Below are 21,848 nucleotides of genomic sequence, written 5' to 3'. Positions count from 1 at the left end.
ATTCATATTTACAATAAAAAGAGACAAGCAGCTAGGGTTTGCACTGCTTGTCTCTATCTATAAATAGATTAATATTCAATATAGTCTAATTACTGTTGCACATCATTTTTGAAAAAATCAAATATATTTTTAGCACTGTCTGTATTATCAATATTGCCTTCAAACTTATCACTGCCTGGTCCATACGCATATGTGTTTACATCTTCACCCGTATGACCATTCGTAGTCCAACCTGTATGTGATGCGTCATTAATTGGTTTTTGAACTGCATCTTGTAATTTTTGTAACTGATCTTCATACTTCTTATCTGCTTCATCCAATTTTTTCAGCTTTTTAGCTTCATTGCTTATTTTTTGGATTTGATTAGCAGATACTTCAAAACCATAACCTTCTTTAATAACTTTTTCAGGATCTTTACCATCTGCAATGGCTTTTGTCATATATGAACCTGAATGTTTCATTTCTCGTATAGCTTTAGGGTTCCATAAATAGTCTTTACCTTTAGCAATTGTCATACCACCTGTTGAATGATCGGCAGTAGCGACAACTAATGTATCTGGATTTTGTTTTGCGTAATCCATAGCGTAATCAAATGATTTCTCAAAACCTGCCATTTCTGACATAACTCCAGTAACATCATTTGGATGGCCCGATTTATCAATAGACGCACCTTCTACCATTAAAAAGAAACCTTTATCATTTTGTTGCAAACGTTTAACTGCACTATCAGTCATATCTACAAGTTTTGGATTTTTATCAGGTGCATCTACTTGTAAAGGCATATCGTTATCCGCGAATAAACCTAATACTTTTTTATTTGTTGAATTTTGTAAATCTGTTTTATTATCTACTACATCATAACCATCTGCCTTGAATTTATCAGCAATATTTCCATTTTTTTCACCAAAATATTCAGCACCTCCACCAAGTAAAACATCTACTTTGTGTTCACCGTTAATTTTGTCATTATAAAATTGCTTTGCAATTGCTTCCTTTTTATCACGGCTGTCTACGTGTGAAGCATAAGCAGCTGGCGTCGCATCAGTAAGTTCAGCAGTTGAAACTAGCCCTGTAGATTTACCATTCTCTTTTGCTTGTTCTAAAACAGTTTTAACACTCTGTTTGTTTTCATCTACACCAATAGCACCATTATATGTTTTATGTCCAGAACTAAAAGCAGTTGCCCCAGCTGCTGAATCAGTTACATTCTCTTTAGAATCATTAGGATTTGTACGCTGTGTACCTGTTAAATGCTTATCAAATGCTGTTTTTTCCATTTCTTTTGTTTCTGGTTTATCAGCAAAATAGCGATAAGCAGAATTGTACGAAGGTCCCATACCATCTCCAACTAAGAAAATAACATTTTTAGGATTTTTAGTATTTCCCATATATGATACATCCTCTTTATTTGTCGGCGCTTGTCCTCCACTTGAAGCATATGTAGTTGGTGTATTTCCCAATGCACTACCAACAAAAATTGCACTAGCTATAGAAACAGTTGCTAACTTATTATGAAATTTCATAAATTAATAACTCCTTTAATATGTATTATCTTACCTTTACATTTAGTGTACTGAAAGTTTTTTGAGTGATCATTTTTATTTTGTTAAGTTTATGTAAAATAAATATTATTTGAATTTGAAAATGCTAATTATAATTTCGAAATATTACACTCTAAAGGAAGATAATTAAACTAAATTCCATACCTTCTCAAAAAAATAGTTACACATCGATTGTTTTACTATCGACATGTAACTATGTATTTATATTTATATTTAAAATGATTAATGTTCTATAATATCAAACTGCTCAGCTATGCTTAAATTTAAATTTGTTCATCTTTACTTAACTTATGATATCCCTTAATGAAATAGAACACAGTCATAAATGCTAGGAAGATAATACCTATAACAATAGATACTACTGTTTCTTTATTAAACAACATTCCGATTAATACCATAATAAAGAATGCCATTGTTATATAATTAGTAAATGCACCGCCAGGCATCTTAAATGGATGACCTTTAACCTTTTCAGGGTATTGCTTTCTAAATCTCAAGTGACTAATTAAAATCATGAACCAAGGTACCATACCCGGTAAAATAGAAGCACTATATACATAAACAAAGATACTATCTGCACCTTTAATAAATAAAGGTAAGATGACATTTAATAAAGCACCCACTAAAATGCCAAGTGAAATTGCGCTCACAGTCCATACTGGAACACCATTTTTCATTACTTTCGTAAAGAATTTAGGCATTTGTCCATTTTTAGCTAATGTAAGTGTCATACGACTAGCACTGAATATACCTGAATTACATCCGGACATAGCAGCAGTCAATACAACAAAGTTAATTAAACCAGCTGCAAAAGTGATACCAACTTTAGAGAATGTAGCAACAAATGGGCTACCTATATTGCCTAATTCGTCCCAAGGATAAACTGTTACAATAACAAATATTGCGCCTAGATAGAAGATTAATATACGCCAAATTACGCCATTAACCGCGCTTTTAATATTCTTTTGTGGGTCTTTTGTTTCACCGGCTGTAATACCGATTAATTCAACACCTTGATAAGATCCGATAACGATTGAAAGGGCAAAGAAGAATCCAAGCCAACCATTAGGCATAAAGGCACCATGTGACCATAAGTTTGAAATACCAATAGCTTCTCCACCGTTACCTAAACCAAAGAATATAAGTCCAAAGCCAGCAACAATCATTAATACAATCGTCACTACTTTTATCATTGCAAACCAGAATTCAAATTCACCAAACGCTTTTACTGATACAAGATTAGCACTTGCTAATAAAGCAACTACGATGACCCCAGGTATCCATTGTGGTAAATCTGGGAACCAATAGTTCATATATTCACCGACCGCAATAACTTCACTCATCCCTACGACAATCCACTGGAATATATTGCTCCATGCAGTTAGATAGCCTGCCACAGGATGTATGTAATCACTAGCAAAGTTAGCAAAAGAGCCTGATGTTGGATCTAAATACACCATTTCTCCCATTGCTCTCATAACTAAAAATAAAAACATACCTGCAATCAAATATGCAAATATTACAGAAGGACCCGTCCACTTTATAGTGCTTGTTGCACCCATAAATAGTCCTACCCCAATTGTTCCGCCAAGCGCAATCATACGCATTTGACGTGCACCTAATCCCCTTTGCAGTTCATTATTCTCTTTCATTATTCAAACCCCATCTCTTTCAAATATAAGTATAAAAAATCACTTATCATGTCGCTATTATACTATAAATTCTAAAAATTAAAACAATTATCTTTAAAAATGTAAGCCCTTACATTTCCCGCTATCTATTGTAGGCGATTTTACAATAAAAAGCAAAGTATATTAGAAGATTCTTTTATTATCTCGCCGTTTTCAAAATATAGTTATGCTACCCAATACCTTTATATCAATATAATGTGTATTTATTGTGAAAATAATCACAATAAATACTTTCCATTGTATAATTAATCTGTAGAAAGTGAGGCGAAATAAATTGAACGAAAAAAATATTAAATGGGATAAAATATTTTATGGTAAGGTCTGGGTTACCCATGTAGTTGAAACAATTAGAACGAAAGATATACTTCAGAGTTTCTATTTCAAGCGCTACCTGTTGCGCGCTATTATGGCTGGCTTTATATTGGGGACAATAACGATATTTGTATTGTTGCTAAAAGCATCACTCAATCATGATATACCTCCTAGTGTTGTTAATATCATAGCTTCCGTAGCATTTAGTTTTGCTTTAGTTTTAATACTATTTACTAACTCTGAATTATTAACTAGTAATTTTATGTATTTTACAGTTGGTCTGTATTACCGTGTAATAAAGCCTTTACGTGTATTAAATATTTTTGCTTTATGTTTTATAGGTAATGCACTTGGCGGTCTTATATTTTTCTTATTATTAAGATGTTCAGATGTCATGTCTCCTGAAATGTTTAATCAATTAGAATCAACTATTATACATAAAACATTAACAGCAAGTTTTATCTCAATCATTACAAAAGGTATCTTTGCTAATTTTTTTATAAATATTTCTCTAGTTATCGCTATGCAAATAGAAGATATTTTAGCTAAGATGTTTGTCATGATGTTTGGAGTTTCAATATTTGCTTTTATGGGTTATGAGCATGTTGTATATAATTCCGTATTATTTGCTGGTGGCGTTGTCTATCAAAGTCATGTTCTATCATTTATACCTGCTGCAATAAATTTGATTGCCGCTGCAATAGGTAACTATATTGGCGGTGGACTTATCATTGGTTTATTCTATGCTTATTTAAATGACCATCATCAATTTGATACGAACCACAAATCGTAATTTCTAAAACTCTATATTATATCCTTAATATGTTATAATTTTGTTTAGATTTGATCACAAAGGAGTTCGCTATGAATAAACACTTAATCAAACGAACGATTACCATTTCAATTGTATTTGGTGTGTTATTTTTCTTATTAAATTATTTTAGTAGCTCACACCATAATGCAGTTGGTCAATTAATTTTAAAATCTTTACTTGCTATGATCGTCTTAGGCATTTTATATTATGTTTTATTTTCTATAGTCAATTCTCCAGAACGCAAATATAAATTTGGTATCACTATCCCTATTGCCCTATTAGTTGCAATTATTATCTGCTCGATAGTAGCCACTATCAAAATAGGTATTATTGTTGGTTTACTCATCGGTGTGATTGCAGGATATATGTGGGAATTTATAGAGAAAAATAAAAATGGTGGTGATCACAGATGAGTATAATTCTAGGTATTATTATCATTATTTTATTGGTTGTCAGCTTAATTCCCAACTTTAAAGCAGTTAAAAATTCTAAAGCAAACGGCGAAAAGAATCCTCGTTTTGCTATTATGGTTGGTATCGATGCGATACTCCTTGTATTAGTGGTAGTCACACTACTTTTTCAATTTTTAAATTAAATAACATCCTTATTGCTTCTTTAATAAAGAAGCAATAAGGATGTTTTATTTGTCTATTCCCTTTTAAAATCGGTCTTGTAACACTAAGTAATATAAAACAACAGCACACAATAAATAAATTACTGTTCCAACCATAAATGACCTAAATTGTATGGTGAATGGTATTTTTTTATTAAATATAGGTCCCAAGACTAAATTACTGAGCGCCAAAACTACAGGGCCAGCTAAAAAAAATAAAATTAAGTATCCATTCATGTATCTAACTCCTATTTTTTCTCAAAATAACTCGCAATCATTTCATTTACTGTTAAATCTCTACCTGAATATGCAACTTTACTAAAATCTTGTTGCTCCGTCATTTCATTAGTATTAACAATAACATCTAACCCTGCAGTAACAGCTGCTGTGGCTCCATTCACTGAATCTTCTATCGCTAAACAATTACCCGGAGCGTAGTTAAGTTGTTGTACTGCAGTTAAATATAACTCCGGATCAGGTTTCACAGATTCAACATCTTCTCTAGCCACGATAATCTCAATATATGCATCTAGTCCTAAGTTCTTAAAAGTTGGTAGAATATCTTTTCTATAACTACTTGTAGCTACCGCCATAGGTATATGACGTTTCTTACAATAATCCATCAACTGTTTAACATCTGCAATAATAGGTAGGTCAACGCTAGTAAGATTATGTTCTTCATAAATTTTTTGCTTGTTATCTATACCTAGTTGATTTTCTAAATAGTTATGTAATTCTGTTGCAGCACCACCAATAGATTGTCGATAATAATCTAGCGAAATTTCTGTTAAACCATTTTGCTTTAAATGTTTATTAATAATTTGAAATAAGTGCTTTTCTGTATCAATAATAGTGCCATCAAAATCAAATATTACTGCTCTATACATAATGATTCTCCCTTTTCAATTTATCGTTTGAGTTTAAACAAATTATAAATGCTTATATATCAATCACATTTAAGCATCTATTTATCTTGCCTATTCAAAATGAATTTACTAAAAGCTTATCATAATATGACTGATAATTATGTATTCCCACCTTATTTTTAGTTCTTACTTCATAAAAAAACTCACTCAATTAGAGTGAGCTAACTTATAACGATGTTTCTTACACAAAGTAATAAATACAATTATTTTTTGTGCCAGTATTTTGCTAATATAGGTCCAGTTATATTATGTACCAAACTAAAGACTGCCCCAGGTACTGCCGCCAACGGGCTAAAATGCACAGTAGCTAACGAAACCGCTAAACCAGAGTTTTGCATACCTACTTCAATTGAGACAGCTTTTTTATCCGCTCTTTCAAGTTTAAATATTTTTGCTAATGTATAGCCTAATGTATAACCTATAATATTGTGTAATATGACTACTGCAAAAATTAATAAGCCTGTTTGTAAAATTTGTGATTTACTGCCCCCTACAACTGAAGCCAATATTAATGAAATTGCTATAACAGATACGATAGGTAAAGCAGTCGCTGATTTTTCAGCAAATTTCTTAAACACTTTCTGTAAAATAAACCCTATAATGATTGGGATAAGTATGACTTGAATAACTGACCAAAACATACTCATAAACGAAACTTGCAACCATTGATGTGCAAATAAGTAAATAAGCGCTGGCGTTAATATTGGGGCTAACAATGTAGAAACACTTGTAATAGCCACAGATAATGCGACATTTGCATTCGCTAAATAACTCATCACATTACTCGATGTACCACCTGGGCAACAACCTACTAAGATTACTCCAATGGCAACTTCTGGTGATAAATGGAATAACTTAGCAATTAAATATGCTGTAACTGGCATAATTGTATATTGTAATATCACACCAATGCCAACTGCTTTAGGTGATTGAAATACGATTTTAAAATCTTTAGGATCAATTGTTAAACCCATACCAAGCATAACAATACCTAATAAATATGGAACCCATCCACTCAACGTAGCGAGTTGATTTGGGAAAAAGAATCCAATTATCGCTGCGATTAACATCCATACCAAGAATGTGTTTGTTGCAAATCTACTTACTTTGGATAACATCTTTAAACACTTCCTCTATGTATTAATAAAGAAAAATGTATCACATTTTATACAAGTTAACAATATAATTTTCTAAATATTCAAAATCTTTTCGACCGAGGCAAACACTGCATTGTCGTATAATTTCAACTTCGTTCTAAAGACCTAGTGCTAAGGTTAAAAAAGAATGGTACAATTTAATAGAAATTAAAACAGGTAAAATTTAAGTACAAAAGAATATTATGCATAATATCCTAAATGTGACTTTATATAGAGGTGGAGGTATAATATGTTTTTAGATAGAACAGAAACATTTGTATTAAATATAGGCGGACTCAACCAACGCGCCACACGAAAACAATTAACTAAACTATGTAATCAAATTAATTTTTGTGATACATTCAAATTTACAATTTTCAAAGAAAAAAACTTGTATGCTTTAAAGATTAATTTACCAAAGCAGCAACTACCATATATAATTAGTTTCCTTAGCTTCCATAACTATACGATTTATCAAATTTTAGAAAATCATCATATTGAAGAATTATTAGATCCAACCCATTTACTATCATCATCCAAACGTTTTGAACTATCCATTGATGGATTACGTGATGCTTTTATTAAAGATAAAATGATAGATATTATGAATTTAATCAACAATACAGAACAAGTCATGTATACCTTCAACAGAGATAAGATTAATGTCTCATGTTCGCCCTCAACATTTGCTAAACTAATCTATCAAATTGCTACACACAACATAGATATACACGGTGCAATTTATCAACCGCGTTTAATCACTAAAGCTAGAATTTCTTAGAATTTATATATCATTTTAATAAAAAGCACAAACTCTCAGTAGTTTCTTTACTGTAGTCTGTGCTTTTTTAAGTTTATTTAAGTCAATAACGTCTAATGTTGACTAATTTTCTTCATTTCCAACAAGATGTTCAAACGCTTCTCTAACTTGAGGTACAGACATACCAACAATGACTTGGACATTTTTTCCACTTTTAACTAATCCATGGGCCATTTGATTATGGATAAAGTAATCATTATGTTCTACTTGTTCCATATCATTGACTGTCAATCTTAAGCGTGTTGCACAATTAGTGACATCTTTGATATTATCTTTGCCACCTAATCCTTCTAAATAATATATCGCTTTATCTTCAAACTCATTGCCAGCAGTTCCTTGCGGTGACTGGTCAGATTTTTTTCCTTTATAGTCTTGCTTACTATAAAGCTTAACACCTTCTTCGTCTTTTTTACGCCCTGGAAGTGGTATATTAAATTTTAAAATTAAGAAACGGAACACAACGAAATATATACCTGTAAATGCGAGACCTATAATCAGTTGTATTACATAAGTTAACCAATGATTCTGTGCAAGGGGGATCCAATTTGTTGCAAAGAAATCGATCAACCCACCACCAAAATTACCTACAAGCCCAAATCCATACATCAATGTATCCATTGTCGCTGAAAGTATTGCGTGTAGTACGAATAAATATGGAGCAATAAATAAAAACGTGAATTCTAAAGGCTCAGTAATACCTACCACTACAGCAGTTAATGTTGCAGGTATAAGTAATGCCGCAATTTTCTTTCTATTTTCTGTAGGCGTCGTCGAATACATTGCTAGTGCAATACCTATTGCCCCAAAGACTTTACCATTACCTTGTAACATAAAACCATATGGAAATTGCTCTTTTAATGGTTTTGTACTCTTCGCAAAATCATTAACATGTTCAAACCATTCAGCTTTTAAGCCTTGATTTACAACAACTGGACCTACTTCAATAGGCGCATAAATAAAGTGATGTAGTCCTGTTGGAATAAGTACTCTTTCTAAAAAATGGAATAGCCACACACCAATATAACCCGAACCAATAATAAAGCCTTGTAATGATGAAATACCATCTTGAATTGTAGGCCATACAATGCAAGTGATAACCGCTAATGGTAACATGATAAAAAATGAAATTGTGACAACAAATGTTAATCCTTGGAAAACACCTAACATTTCTGGTAATTTTTTACTGTAAAATCTATTATGTACCCATGTCACAATACTAGAAATAACAATGCCACCTAAAATATTTGTGTCTAACGTTTCAATACCTGCAATAGCCTTAAGACCAGTAACATTTTCAACACCTTTTTCTAAGTTAGCGCCAAACGTGTGTGGCCATTGTGTAAGTATTGCATTGATAAATGTATTGAACATTAAATATCCCATTAAAGCTGCAAGTGCCGCATGGCCTGGCGCTTTTTTCGCTAATGACAGTGGCAGCCCTACGACAAATACCATTTCCATATGATCAAATATTGTCCAACCGCCCGCTTCGATTACGGACCAAATCTTAAACCACGTGGTTCCGTCATTGGCGATACTTCCCATTATTGAAGGGTTTTTAAATAAAGTAGCAAACCCTAATACAATACCAAAGAATGCAAACATAAGTACTGGTACAATCATTGCACTACCAAATCTCTTAATTGTGTTCATAGAACTACCCCCATTTATGACAAATTGACTCACTTACATTGTAAATGAATGATACAGCTACAATATTTCAAAAATAATATTTAACGCTGCAATCAATGCTTTTAATTCTTATTTTAATCATAAAGGTAACGCTTACATTTAAACAATAGTTTGACGCCATTCCGAATAATTTTGTATAATCAGATTATATTTTCAATATGTGAAAATATTTTCAGGAAGCGCGAGGTGATCTAATGTTTTTAGACAGTCGTATTAATAATAATTTTAATAAATTAAACGAAAATGACTTACATATTGCTCATTTTATCAACACACATATAAAGGCTTGTAAGACAATGAAAATACAAGACTTGGCTGAGCATACGCATGCTTCCAATGCTACAATTCATCGTTTCACACGCAAATTAGGCTTTGATGGATATAGTGATTTTAAATCTTATTTAAAATTCGAAGCTGAGCAATCTCATCAACTTCCTTCTGATTCTATTGAAGGATTTAAACAAGAAATTGAAAATACATTTTCATATTTAGATCGTATCGACTTTGAACTGGTCACTAATAAAATTAATCAATCAGAAACCATTTATCTATATGGTACAGGTTTAGCACAAATGAATGTCGCGCAAGAAGCACAAAGAATCTTCCTCACCATACATAAAAACATTATCGTATTACATGATATACATGAATTTAAAATGATTTTAAATAAAGCAACATCTAAAGACATCTTTTTCATCATTTCACTGTCAGGAGAATCCCATCAACTGTCAGATATTACGAATTTATTGCAACTACGCCAAAATTACTTTATTTCAGTGACTACTTTAAAAGATAATATGCTTGCTCAACGAGCGAATTATAATATTTATGTTTCTAGCAATACATTTTATTTAGAGGATGGGACGGACTATTCTAGTTTTATAAGCTATCATATATTTTTTGAAACCCTACTTCGTAAGTTTAATGAACGTAAAGAAAACGGGGAGATCATTTAAAACTACCTCATAGCTTTATTTGCTATGTTTAAATAAAAAAGGCTTATCGCATCCACTAAAAGTATGCAATAAGCCTTTTATGTATCACAATTAATCTTCAGCGCCATATACAGTTATATTTCAAACTGGGTATTATAGTCCCGCTTCGAACTCTTCTAACGTAAGTTGTAACTTATCAAACATAGTTTCAAAGCCATGAGCCGTAGAATCATGATATTCTTTTTTCTTTTGTTTATATTCTAAAGTTGTATATCGTCTTTCTCTTGGTACTAAAGCAATATAATTAAAAATCATTTGTGTAATACCTGGTTCTCTTTCAAATATTTCCACTTCAATCGTATCTTCCGAATCACTTAATTCTGGCATACCAATTGTCATGACAATATATTCATACGGTGTTAATGTAATAAAAGCACCTTTTATCACATTTTGTTTTCCGTTACGAGCATCAATAATTTCATAACTGCCATTTTGCTCTGTATTTACTTGTATAGATTTATTCGTTCTTGCAGTTGTCATAAACCATTGCTTAAGAAATCGTTGATCTGTCCATGCTTGATACAATAATTCAGGTTCGACTTTAAATAATCGCTCAAGTCTTATTTCAACGTTTTCATTTTCTACATTATATTTAGCCACGCTTGTTCACCTACTTTCACTCTTAAGTCTATTCTAACTTATTACACGAGACTTCTAAACTATAATCATGATATTTACAAAATGTTCATTGTATTTATACTAAAACAGGCGATTTACATATTTTGTTTTCTAGAAAAGTGAATGAATTTATTAAAAACAATGCTATTTTATAACTATATATTACACTATAATCACTCTAATTTTTAAAAATTAAGCTTATATATAAAGTAGGAAGGCATGTTTAACAAAATTTTGTTTAGAGAGGCCTTCCCACAATGCATTCATATTTATTTTTTATCTAATCTAGGCAATCCAAATACTATTGCAATTAATCCACACACACCTAAAATCATTGGATAAATAGAATATGGGACTAACTCAAACGGTGATATAGACGCAACGCCCGCAGCCGCTATAAGTTGAGGGCTATAAGGTAATAATCCTTGGAAACAGCTTGCAAACATATCTAAAATACTTGCCGACTTTCTCGGGTCTACATCATACGCTTCTGATATATTTTTAGCTAAAGGTCCTGCCATCAATATTGAAATCGTATTATTGGCTGTTGCTATGTCAGCAGTACTTACTAACCCAGCAATACCTAACTCTGCGCCACGTTTAGATTTAACTCTTCTACGAACGAAATTGAGCAGCCATGTGATACCACCGTTATGCTGAATCAGAGCTACAAGGCCACCAATAAGTAATGCTATAATAGCAATGTCCTCCATACCAATGATACCTTTAGAAATAGAGGTTAATAACCCTGACCATCCAAATGATCCATCAATTAAACCAATTACTGATGATAATACAATACCGCCAATCAGAACAATAATTACGTTGATTCCAATGATTGCTAATATCAATACTAATAAATAAGGTACAACTTTAATAAAATTGTAGCCGTAGTCTTTAGTTGCATCGATGTGAGCACCTTTTGTTAAGAACCATAAAACAATAATCGTAAAGATTGCCCCTGGTAATACAATTTTAATGTTCACTTTAAATTTGTCACCCATCTTAGTTTTTTGGGTACGCACGGCTGCAATCGTTGTGTCGGAAATCATTGATAAGTTATCACCAAACATTGCTCCACCAACAACTGTTGCCATTGTGATTGCTGCTGAAACATCTGTCGCTTGACTTAATCCAAATCCTACAGGAGCAATAGCAGCAACTGTACCTACAGAAGTACCCATCGAAACAGAAACAAACATACATATGATAAATAATCCTACGATAATTAGGTTTTCAGGTATTAATGATAAACCTAAATTAACAGTCGATTTCACGCCTCCCATGTCCTCTGTAGTTTGTGAAAAAGCACCTGCTAATAAGAAGATAAGCATCATCAATATAATATTAGAGTGCCCAGCGCCTTTCGTGAAAACCTCTACTTTTTGAGCGAATGTTTCTTTACGATTTAATACTAAACCTACAATTGATGCTACTATAATAGCAACATTTAACGGCATTGTTGAAAAGTCTCCTGTGCCAATGCCAACACCTAAAAACAAACCTACAAATACAATTAAGGGAATTAATGCCCATACATTGCCTTTCTTTGTTTCCTCCATACCTAACCAACTTTCTCCAAGGATAATATCACAATACTTTCATCGCACTAACATGTATACATATAAAAATTAAAAACTCTTTCCTACTTCATTGAAGAAAAGAGTATACGTTTATAATTGATTGCTATCTTCTAGCATTCATCCAAGCTATTGAAATTAGCACATGCATTACCATGTTGTCGAAGTATCGACAGACCTGCCCTATACCTCTCTTGATAAATATTTCAATGATTTTCTTACAGTACTTAATAGCTCATCATACGACAAATACTGCTAAATGTTAATATGGTATATACTTTTTGTCAATACGATATTAGAGCTGAAAATGACAAATACAAGAATTTATAATAAAGCATTAACTTAACTTTGGCATAATAAGAAGCTAGAAAATCTGTGGTATGATTTTCTAGCTTCTAAATTTGGTCTATAAATTTAGTCTAACTGCGTGCCTCCAGTTACACCGTATACTTGACCTGTAGTATAACTTGATTCTTCAGAAGCTAAATGGACATAAACACCTGAAAGTTCTACAGGTTGCCCTGCTCTACCCAGTACTTCTTTTTGCCCAAAGGTTGGTATTTTAGATTGTGGTTGACCACCCGAGATTTGTAGCGGAGACCAAAATGGCCCTGGTGCTACACAGTTTACTCGGATACCTTTAGCTCCCAATTCCTCTGATAAACTCTTGGTTAATGAGATGATAGCAGCTTTTGTAGCGGCATAATCATGTAAAATAGGACTAGGATTATAGCCCTGTACTGATGAAGTTAATGTAATCGTTGCTCCTGCCTGTAAATAGTCTAATGCTTTTTGAACTGTCCAAAATATCGGATAGACATTGGTTTCAAAAGTTTCCGAAAATGATGCGGTATCAAAATCTTTTATACTATTTTTGTATTGTTGATGACCTGCAACAAGTGTGACATTATCTAAACCACCCAGTTTATGATAAGCTTCTTCAACCAAATCATAATTGAATTGTTCATTACGTAAATCACCTGATATTAAAACAGCATGTCGACCTTCATTTTCTATGATTTCTTTTACCTCTTTTGCATCTTCTTCTTCATCGGGTAAATAGTTGATTGCTACGTCTGCTCCTTCTTTTGCATAAGCAATTGCGGCAGCACGACCAATAGCTGAATCGCCACCTGTGACTAACATCTTATAGTCTTTCAAGCGTCCATATCCCTTATAAGAGGTTTCACCACAATCAGGTTTAGGATCTAATTGTTGTTGTAGTCCAGGCGCCTGTTGTTCTTGTTGAGGGAAATCCGCATTTGAAAATTTTGTTCTAGGATCTTGAGATGCCATTATTAACACTCCTTCAATTAATGTCGTCTTTCATCCTTACCCAATTTTCATTTAATTTAATACATAGATACATCTGTTTTCTAGTTAGTTTTCATTCAAAAGCTTTAGTACAAATGTAATAAAGTAGTCTGGCACTTTTTCTAAAATGCGTTCATCTGGATCATACTTAGGGTGATGTAAATCATATTCACTATTTGAACCTATAAAAACAAACACACTAGGATATTTTTGTGAAAAACCAGAAAAATCCTCTCCTATTGTTAATGGTTTGTCCATAATCTCAACGTTATAACCTACTTGTTTTGCAACTTCAATCGCATCATTAGTTAGCTTTTCATCATTTTCAACAGCTCCAGGCAAGCGATGATAAATCGTTTCAATATCAACACCAAAAGCCTCTGCCAACCCTTTACCTATCGATTTCAAACGTGCTTCTATATAATCTCGTTTCTCTGCATCAAAAGTTCTCACAGTACCTTGAACATAGGCTTGATCTGCAATAACATTCCATGTATTACCACTTGAAACTTCACCGATTGTGACAACAGCACTATCGAAAGCTGATAAGTTTCTGCTAACAATAGACTGGATGCTATTTATTAATTGGCCCAGTACGATGGTAGGATCATTCCCTTGTTCAGGTTTAGCTGCATGAGCGCCTTTGCCTTTGATTTTAAATTCGAAACGATCTACTGATGATGTGATAACACCAGGTTTTACTGCAAAGTGTCCAATGTCTAACGTTGGATAGTTATGATAACCTAAAACAGCTTTAGCGCCATCAATAGCGCCAGTATCTGTTATGTGAAACGCTCCATAGCCCAATTCTTCAGCTGGTTGAAAAATAAGACGCACACGCCTATTGAGTTGATCTTCAATCGCTTTTAATCTCGTGGCTACAGCTAACACACTAGCCATATGTATGTCATGACCACACGCATGCATCACTCCTTTATTTGTTGAAGTGAATTCATGAATCACCTGTTCATCAATAGGCAAGGCATCGATATCAGTTCTTACAGCTACAAATTGCTCCCCTTGTCCAACTTCAGCGACTAATCCAGTCTCTAAAGGTAAATCTAATACTTTTATATCATATGATTCTAAAATACGTTTTAATCTTTTTGTTGTTTCATATTCAACATCCGACAATTCTGGAAATTGATGAAAAGTTCTTCTCCAATTAACGTAATCTTCATATTGTGGCATTATGTGTCACTACCTTTCTTTTTTAAATTATTAACTATATAATAACCAATTGTTACCAAAACAACACCAACTGCAAGGTTATTCGTAATTAATATAATAACGAATGTTAATATTACGGTACTACCATTAAGTATTGGAGCGCGTTTTATAAATGGTATTGTACGACGGTCAAAAGTATTAAGTGAAATGGTAATTAATACCGTAGATAAAACAGCCATTGGTATTTGACCAATGATTGCTCCAAAAATAAATATACTCACCAGTAAGAAACTGCCTGTTATAAATGTAGAAAGTCTGGAACTTGCACCCATTGACACATTGAATCGAGATTGTCCTACAAGTGCACTGCCCCCATAACCGCCTAAGATACCAACAATAAAATTTGCTATGCCTTGTCCAATAGACTCTTTATTTTTATCACTTTTTGAAGCTGTCACATCATCCATCATACGAGCTGTTAACGTTGTCTGCACGATAGCTACGATAGCCATTGTCACGCCATATACAAATGTAATCATTAAAAAATGCCAATCCCATACGTCTTTTGGAATAGATGGCTGTGGTATCTTTATATGAATTGGTGCCATATCACTAACTACTTTAATATTCGGTTTGAAGACCCAGGCAAACACAGTTAATATGATGATTGCTATTAAAGGTGCTGGTATTATTTTTATAAACTTAGGCGCAATCCAGATAAAGAAAAATGAAACAATCGTAATCATATAGGTTTCTATTGAGATATTGAAGATATTTTTCAACTGAGATGTAAATAATAGTATACCTAAAGCATTCATAAATCCAATTACAACACCTAAAGGAATCAAATCTAACAATTTATTAATATTGCAATATCCTAAGATGATTTGTATCGTCCCCATAAAAATTGTTGCCATAATTAATGCCTGCAAACCATGACTCGCTGCAAGTGGTGCGACTACAAGTGACACCCCACTGCTTGGTGCAGATACCATCAATGTCCTATTGCCTGTCACACTAATCACAAGCATCATCAGCCCTGTGCTTATCAATCCAATCGTCGGGCTAACACCCGCAATGAAGGAAAAAGCTATCGCTCCAGGAAGTAAAGCCAATGCAAGTAATATACCGGATAATATATTGTTACTTATATTTCCTTGCCACTGTTTAACATAAGTGGTCTCGCTCACATTAAACGTCACCTCCCCATACCTTTAATACTTATGTTATCATAATTGTCAAAATATTTAATCAATTATAGTTTATCCTTATTTCAACAAAAAAATGCAGTTAAGCTTTATATAGCTTAACTGCACTTATCTTTTATAAACTCAATTTATTATCAATAATAACTGCACCATCTTTAATCACTTTTTCAGCATGATTAATGCCATAGTGATATGGAATATATTCATGATTAGGCGCATCCCAAATAACGATATTTGCCTTATCGCCTTCGTTAATAGTACCTGCATCTACATCTATTGCTTTAGCAGCATTAACTGTAACTGCATTCCAAATTTCATTAGGTGATAATTTTAATTTTAATGCTGCAATTGACATAATCAGTTGCAGATTATTCGTTACACAACTTCCTGGATTGAAGTCTGTCGCAATTGCTATCGCACCATTATTGTCTATCATACCTCTTGCATCGGCATATTGCTCTTTGCCTAAATAAAATGTCGTACCTGGTAATAATACAGCTACAGTATCACTATCTTTCAATTTCATTTTACCTTCTGTACTTGAAGCCACTAAATGATCTGCAGAAATAGCTGCTTCATCAATGGCAAGTTCTAAACCACCAAGAGGATCAATCTCATCTGCATGTATTTTAACTTTGAAACCTAATGCTTTCGCAGCTTCCATATATTGCCTAGACTCTTCAACTGTAAACACTCCAGTTTCACAGAAAATATCTGCAAAATCTGCGTATCCTTTAACTTTTGGCAATAAATCTATCATTTCTTGCAAGAACGCTTGATTTGATTTTGCATCTTTCGGCACAGCATGCGGACCTAAGAAGGTATGTCTCATATCTAAGTTATATTTTTCAGCTAAGCGATTAGATACACGTAATTGTTTTAATTCGTTATCCTTATCTAATCCGTAACCGCTTTTACTTTCGACAGCTAGCACACCATGTTGAATCATCGTTAATAAGTTTTTCTCTGCTTTGTTAAACAGTTCATCCTCTGTCGCATTGCGTGTAGCTTCAACAGTAGATAAAATACCTCCACCTTGCTCAAGTATTTCTAAATAAGAAACACCTTGTCTTTTAAGGGACATTTCGTGTTCTCGAGAACCGCCGTGTACTAGATGTGTGTGTGCTTCTACAAGTGCTGGCGACACCACCTTACCTGTTGCATCGATTGTTTCTTTGGCCTCATAGTTATCAGTATGTGTCCCCGAATATATAACCTTGCCTTCATGGATGACTACTGTTCCATTCTCAACAATCTCTAGTTCGTCTAATTCCTTTCCTTTTAAAGGACGATCTGTAGATTTAGGTAAAATTAATTGTTTAATATTTTGAATCATTAAATCGTTCATTTTTTATCTCCTTTGCCTGTAATCATTGGAATTTTAATACCTTTTGTTTTTGCTACATCGATAGATGATTGATAACCTGCATCAGCATGTCTCACTACACCCATACCCGGATCTGTCGTCAATACACGCCCTAAGCGACGATCAGCGCGTTCTGTCCCATCTGCTACTACAACCATACCAGCATGTAAAGAATAACCCATGCCAACGCCACCACCATGATGGAATGAAATCCAAGAACCACCTGCTGCTGTATTAATCAAAGCGTTCAAGATTGCCCAATCCCCTACAGCATCAGAACCATCTTTCATACCTTCTGTTTCCCGATTTGGACTCGCAACTGAACCAGAATCTAAGTGATCACGGCCTATAACAATCGGTGCCGAAATTTCACCGTCTCTCACTAATTTATTTAATGCTAACCCCATTTTGGCACGTTCTTCATAACCTAACCAAGCAATACGAGAAGGCAAACCTTGAAAGGCAATTTTTTCTTCTGCTAAATCTAACCAACGAATTAATTTTTCATTATCAGGGAATAATTTTCTCATTTCTTTATCAGCACGCGCTATATCTTTCGGGTCTCCACTCAATGCTGCAAAGCGAAATGGTCCTTTACCTTCACAGAATAATGGGCGAATATAAGCTGGAACAAACCCTGGAAAGTCAAAAGCATTCTCTAATCCATTATTAAATGCAACTTGGCGAATATTGTTTCCATAATCAAATGTAACTGCACCTTTTTCTTGAAATTCGAGCATCAATTGGACATGTGCTTTCATTGAAGCTTCTGATTTTTTCACATATTCTTTTGGATCTTTATTGCGCAATGCTTTTGCTTCTTCTAAAGTATAGCCTTGTGGAATATAGCCATTTAATGGATCATGTGCACTCGTTTGATCAGTGACTATATCAATTTTAAAGTTTTTATCTAAAATTGCTTTGTGTGTATCTACAGCATTACCAACTAAACCAATAGAAAGCGGATTACTTTGCTGACGTGCCTCTTCAGCCAAGCGCAAAGCTTCATCTAAATCATGTGTTTTAACATCGCAATAACGTGTTTCAATACGTTTATCTATTCTTGTTTCATCTACTTCAACGCCAATGACTACACCGCCATTCATTGTAACCGCAAGTGGTTGTGCACCGCCCATGCCTCCTAATCCCGCAGTTAAAGTAACTGTGCCATTGAGTTTTCCATCGTAATGTTGGTTTGCCAGCTCACCAAATGTTTCATATGTGCCTTGAACAATACCTTGTGAGCCAATGTAAATCCAACTACCCGCCGTCATTTGCCCATACATCATAAGACCTTTTTTATCTAACTCATTAAAATGATCCCAGTTTGCCCATTCTGGTACAAGAACTGAATTTGATAGTAATACGCGTGGTGCTTCTTCATGTGTTTTAAATACTGCAACAGGTTTACCCGATTGGACTAACATAGTTTCATCAGCTTCTAAAGAACGTAATGTTTCTTCGATTGCTTCAAATGCTTCCCAATTTCGAGCCGCTTTCCCTATACCTCCATAAACAACTAAATCTTCTGGGCGTTCAGCAACTTCAGGATCTAAATTGTTATACAACATTCTCAGCACTGCTTCTTGTTCCCAACCTTTACATTCAATATCTAAACCTTTTTTCGCTACTATTTTTCTCATGAACCATCACTCCTTGTGTTTAATAAAATACCTTATTCCAGTAAAAAATTATTTTTAAATACGCATGTTAACTAAGAAAATCATTTTAATGATTACGAATGTGATGATACAAAGTCTGTACTTAATGTTTGTAAGTCGTTCAATGAATCATTGATTTATTTCTTGATTGAATACTTTCAACAACCAAGCACTTAACTATTTCATACCAGCTCAGACATCTCATTCGAAAGCATATTTTCTTCTATATTTCTTAGTATAATATGTTAATATATAGACTACCAATATAAATAAACTAATCACTTATAATTCAAAGCTATAAATCAACTAATTATTATTAGGAGGATGTACATGAAGATTATTCAATTAGAATATTTTGTCGCGGTGGTAAAATATAATAATTTTACAAAAGCAGCTAACTTTTTACATATTAGCCAACCTTCATTAACCGCTACTATTAAAAAATTAGAGAACGAACTAGGTTATGAACTTTTCATACGCACGACAAAAGATATTAAGATTACTGAAAAAGGAATACAATTTTACAATTATGCCGAAGAACTCATACAAACTTATCATCAAACTGTTGAAAAAATGCATGATCTCAATACTAGCCAAGAACCTAAAATCAAGTTATCCATATTAGAATCATCTAACCAATGGGTGTCACAAGTTATTGCTGCCCACCATAAGCACCATATGAACCAAACTTATCTCGTTTCAGAGATTCACGATCAAAATAAAATTCTTGAGCAGTTACTAAACTTCGAAAATCATATTGCTTTTACCAACGAACAGATTACACATGAAGCTATAGAATCTATACCATTATATGAAGAATCCTATGTCTTGATTGCACCTAAAGATACATTTCCAAAAACGAAAGCATTATCTATTCAATCATTACCACTCATATTACCAACTCAAGGTTCTCAAGTACGTAAACATCTAGATGATTACTTTAAACGGATGAATATACATCCCGAAATCATCATGGAAGTTGATCGTTTTGAAGCGGCTACTAATTTTGTACATAGAAGATTAGGCTATGCTGTGATTCCTCGTGTATACTATCAATCATTTAACGCCCGTGATTTAGATGCCATAGATATCCGACCACAAATTGGGCGTACCATCTATATTAATTATTTAAAAAAACGAAAGCACTCTGAACGAGTACTTTCGTTAATTGAACATTGCATTTCTTATTGGAATATTAAAGAATAAAATGATGGAAAAAATGAGCTGTCAATTTTGCAGTACGATTATCAACGTCATACTTAGGATTGGTTTCAGCGATACTAATTGTTGAAACCTTTTCATTTGGAATAATACGTTTAGCTAGTTCTAATACAACATGAGGGAATAAACCCAAAACTGCATTGGCGCTCACACCAGGTGCAAATGCACTATCAATTACATCCATACAAATTGTAAACATAATAACATCATGATCATGTATAAAACGTTCAATTTTATCTTTTATTGGAGGAGATATTTGATGTAAGAGTTCATCAGAATATACATAGCCAATATTTTTCTCTTCTGCATAATCAAAAAGCCCTTGTGTATTGCCTCCTTGCTGGATACCTAATACTAGATAGTCAGCGTTATTATCTTCTTCTAAAATTTGTCTAAAGCTAGTACCAGATGTAGATTTTCCTTCTTCTCTTGTATCAAAGTGGGCATCAATATTAATTACACCAATCGATGCATCTGGATATGCTTCTCGTGTCCCGAGATATTGCGCATATGCAATATCATGTCCTCCACCAAGTAAAAAAGTTTGGTTATGCCTTTGAATTGAAGTTGCTACATAATGTCCGAATTCTTGTTGTGTTTCCTCTAATGTTTCATGATCGTGTTCAACGTTTCCATAATCATACACGGCACATTCACGCACAACAGGAAGATTGGCAAAGTTTTGTTTAATGGCATCAGGCCCTTCACTAGCCCCTAACCTTCCCTTATTCAATTCAACACCTTTATCAACTGCATAACCTAATATCCCTACACCATGTCGTGATTCATTGGATTCTTCCTTTATATTTCGGAATTGGATTGTTTGAAAATGTCTAAACTGCTTTTCATCTGTTTCACTGTCAATTCTACCTGTCCATAATTCACGTTGTGCTAACTTATACATAGTCTTCCTCCTTTGAAATGCTACAACACATTTAAGTATACGCTTACATTTTTGTCAATTCAATTTATACTTACCTTTACCCGATAGTCCCAAATATAATATTTAAAATACACTTTAAATATTTCATTTACATGTTAGTTTACGTAAAACTATTACATTTCAATGATAAATACTTTAATTTAATTTATTTCTGTTTAATAAGTATGTATAATTAAAAACAAATGATTTTTCTGAAACCCAAATGG

The 21,848-nt window shown here is 33.4% G+C and carries 20 protein-coding genes; 6 read left to right on the top strand and 14 right to left on the bottom strand.

Features of this window, described 5'->3' with window-relative positions; translation table 11 throughout:
- Positions 1–89 precede the first annotated feature (89 nt).
- Both PYW31_RS02905 and PYW31_RS02900 read right to left on the bottom strand, forming a co-directional pair.
- Positions 90–1,523: an alkaline phosphatase gene (locus tag PYW31_RS02905; protein WP_046835731.1), complete on the bottom strand. Its 1,434-nt coding sequence runs from the start codon at positions 1,521–1,523 to the stop codon at positions 90–92.
- Positions 1,524–1,825: 302 nt separating this feature from the next.
- Complete coding sequence (locus PYW31_RS02900; RefSeq protein ID WP_046835732.1) at positions 1,826–3,214, bottom strand: amino acid permease; 1,389 nt, start codon at positions 3,212–3,214, stop codon at positions 1,826–1,828.
- Between the two features lie 313 nt (positions 3,215–3,527).
- Between PYW31_RS02900 and PYW31_RS02895 the strand changes: the two genes are divergently transcribed.
- From PYW31_RS02895 to PYW31_RS02885, 3 genes are all read left to right on the top strand, one after another.
- Positions 3,528–4,358: a formate/nitrite transporter family protein gene (locus tag PYW31_RS02895; protein ID WP_046835733.1), complete on the top strand. Its 831-nt coding sequence runs from the start codon at positions 3,528–3,530 to the stop codon at positions 4,356–4,358.
- Positions 4,359–4,429: 71 nt separating this feature from the next.
- Positions 4,430–4,792 (top strand): hypothetical protein, encoded by a 363-nt coding sequence (locus tag PYW31_RS02890; protein WP_046835734.1) that lies wholly within the window; start codon positions 4,430–4,432, stop codon positions 4,790–4,792.
- On the top strand, positions 4,789–4,974 hold the full coding sequence (locus PYW31_RS02885; RefSeq protein ID WP_046835735.1) for a hypothetical protein: 186 nt from the start codon (positions 4,789–4,791) through the stop codon (positions 4,972–4,974). The genes PYW31_RS02890 and PYW31_RS02885 overlap by 4 nt, the downstream gene beginning before the upstream one ends.
- A gap of 63 nt (positions 4,975–5,037) precedes the next feature.
- On the opposite strand, the gene PYW31_RS02880 is transcribed toward PYW31_RS02885, so the two are convergent.
- The 3 genes from PYW31_RS02880 to PYW31_RS02870 form a co-directional block, all read right to left on the bottom strand.
- Positions 5,038–5,229, bottom strand: coding sequence for a hypothetical protein (locus PYW31_RS02880; protein ID WP_046835736.1), 192 nt, complete (start codon positions 5,227–5,229; stop codon positions 5,038–5,040).
- 11 nt (positions 5,230–5,240) lie between these two features.
- Positions 5,241–5,879, bottom strand: coding sequence for an HAD family hydrolase (locus PYW31_RS02875; RefSeq protein WP_046835737.1), 639 nt, complete (start codon positions 5,877–5,879; stop codon positions 5,241–5,243).
- 242 nt (positions 5,880–6,121) lie between these two features.
- Positions 6,122–7,036 (bottom strand): bile acid:sodium symporter family protein, encoded by a 915-nt coding sequence (locus tag PYW31_RS02870; RefSeq protein ID WP_046835738.1) that lies wholly within the window; start codon positions 7,034–7,036, stop codon positions 6,122–6,124.
- Positions 7,037–7,304: 268 nt separating this feature from the next.
- On the opposite strand from PYW31_RS02870, the gene PYW31_RS02865 reads away from it, so the two are divergent.
- Positions 7,305–7,835, top strand: coding sequence for a hypothetical protein (locus PYW31_RS02865; protein ID WP_046835739.1), 531 nt, complete (start codon positions 7,305–7,307; stop codon positions 7,833–7,835).
- Between the two features lie 102 nt (positions 7,836–7,937).
- Here the strand turns inward: PYW31_RS02865 and PYW31_RS02860 are convergent, their stop codons facing one another.
- Complete coding sequence (locus PYW31_RS02860) at positions 7,938–9,527, bottom strand: alpha-glucoside-specific PTS transporter subunit IIBC (RefSeq protein ID WP_046835740.1); 1,590 nt, start codon at positions 9,525–9,527, stop codon at positions 7,938–7,940.
- Positions 9,528–9,760: 233 nt separating this feature from the next.
- Between PYW31_RS02860 and PYW31_RS02855 the strand changes: the two genes are divergently transcribed.
- Positions 9,761–10,522 carry a MurR/RpiR family transcriptional regulator gene (locus PYW31_RS02855; protein ID WP_046835741.1) on the top strand — a complete coding sequence of 254 codons (762 nt, stop codon included), beginning with the start codon at positions 9,761–9,763 and terminating at the stop codon, positions 10,520–10,522.
- A 132-nt stretch (positions 10,523–10,654) separates the two neighbouring features.
- On the opposite strand, the gene PYW31_RS02850 is transcribed toward PYW31_RS02855, so the two are convergent.
- The 7 genes from PYW31_RS02850 to hutU all read right to left on the bottom strand — a co-directional run bounded on the left by PYW31_RS02850 (position 10,655) and on the right by hutU (position 19,460).
- Positions 10,655–11,161: an SRPBCC family protein gene (locus tag PYW31_RS02850; protein WP_046835742.1), complete on the bottom strand. Its 507-nt coding sequence runs from the start codon at positions 11,159–11,161 to the stop codon at positions 10,655–10,657.
- A 287-nt stretch (positions 11,162–11,448) separates the two neighbouring features.
- Positions 11,449–12,741, bottom strand: a complete 1,293-nt coding sequence (locus PYW31_RS02845) for a Na+/H+ antiporter NhaC family protein (RefSeq protein WP_046835743.1) — start codon at positions 12,739–12,741, stop codon at positions 11,449–11,451.
- A gap of 432 nt (positions 12,742–13,173) precedes the next feature.
- Positions 13,174–14,055: an SDR family oxidoreductase gene (locus PYW31_RS02840; protein ID WP_046835744.1), complete on the bottom strand. Its 882-nt coding sequence runs from the start codon at positions 14,053–14,055 to the stop codon at positions 13,174–13,176.
- Between the two features lie 84 nt (positions 14,056–14,139).
- A complete protein-coding gene (locus PYW31_RS02835) occupies positions 14,140–15,264 on the bottom strand; it encodes an amidohydrolase (RefSeq protein ID WP_046835745.1) in 1,125 nt (374 codons plus the stop codon).
- Positions 15,264–16,433, bottom strand: a complete 1,170-nt coding sequence (locus PYW31_RS02830) for a SulP family inorganic anion transporter (RefSeq protein WP_046835746.1) — start codon at positions 16,431–16,433, stop codon at positions 15,264–15,266. The genes PYW31_RS02835 and PYW31_RS02830 overlap by 1 nt, the downstream gene beginning before the upstream one ends.
- 133 nt (positions 16,434–16,566) lie before the next feature.
- Entirely contained in the window at positions 16,567–17,799 is a 1,233-nt protein-coding gene (gene hutI / locus PYW31_RS02825; RefSeq protein WP_046835747.1) for an imidazolonepropionase, read from the bottom strand.
- Positions 17,796–19,460, bottom strand: a complete 1,665-nt coding sequence (gene hutU / locus PYW31_RS02820; RefSeq protein WP_046835748.1) for a urocanate hydratase — start codon at positions 19,458–19,460, stop codon at positions 17,796–17,798. The genes hutI and hutU overlap by 4 nt, the downstream gene beginning before the upstream one ends.
- Before the next feature lie 348 nt (positions 19,461–19,808).
- On the opposite strand from hutU, the gene PYW31_RS02815 reads away from it, so the two are divergent.
- A complete protein-coding gene (locus PYW31_RS02815; RefSeq protein WP_046835749.1) occupies positions 19,809–20,684 on the top strand; it encodes a LysR family transcriptional regulator in 876 nt (291 codons plus the stop codon).
- Here the strand turns inward: PYW31_RS02815 and hutG are convergent.
- The gene (hutG, locus tag PYW31_RS02810; protein WP_046835750.1) at positions 20,674–21,603 is read right to left on the bottom strand and encodes a formimidoylglutamase; all 930 of its coding nucleotides are present in this window, start codon (positions 21,601–21,603) and stop codon (positions 20,674–20,676) included. The genes PYW31_RS02815 and hutG overlap by 11 nt on opposite strands.
- Between the last annotated feature and the right edge of the window lie 245 nt (positions 21,604–21,848).

This window comes from Staphylococcus succinus, assembly GCF_029024945.1.
Classification (GTDB): domain Bacteria; phylum Bacillota; class Bacilli; order Staphylococcales; family Staphylococcaceae; genus Staphylococcus; species Staphylococcus succinus.
This window is presented reverse-complemented; position numbering and strand designations above follow the sequence as displayed.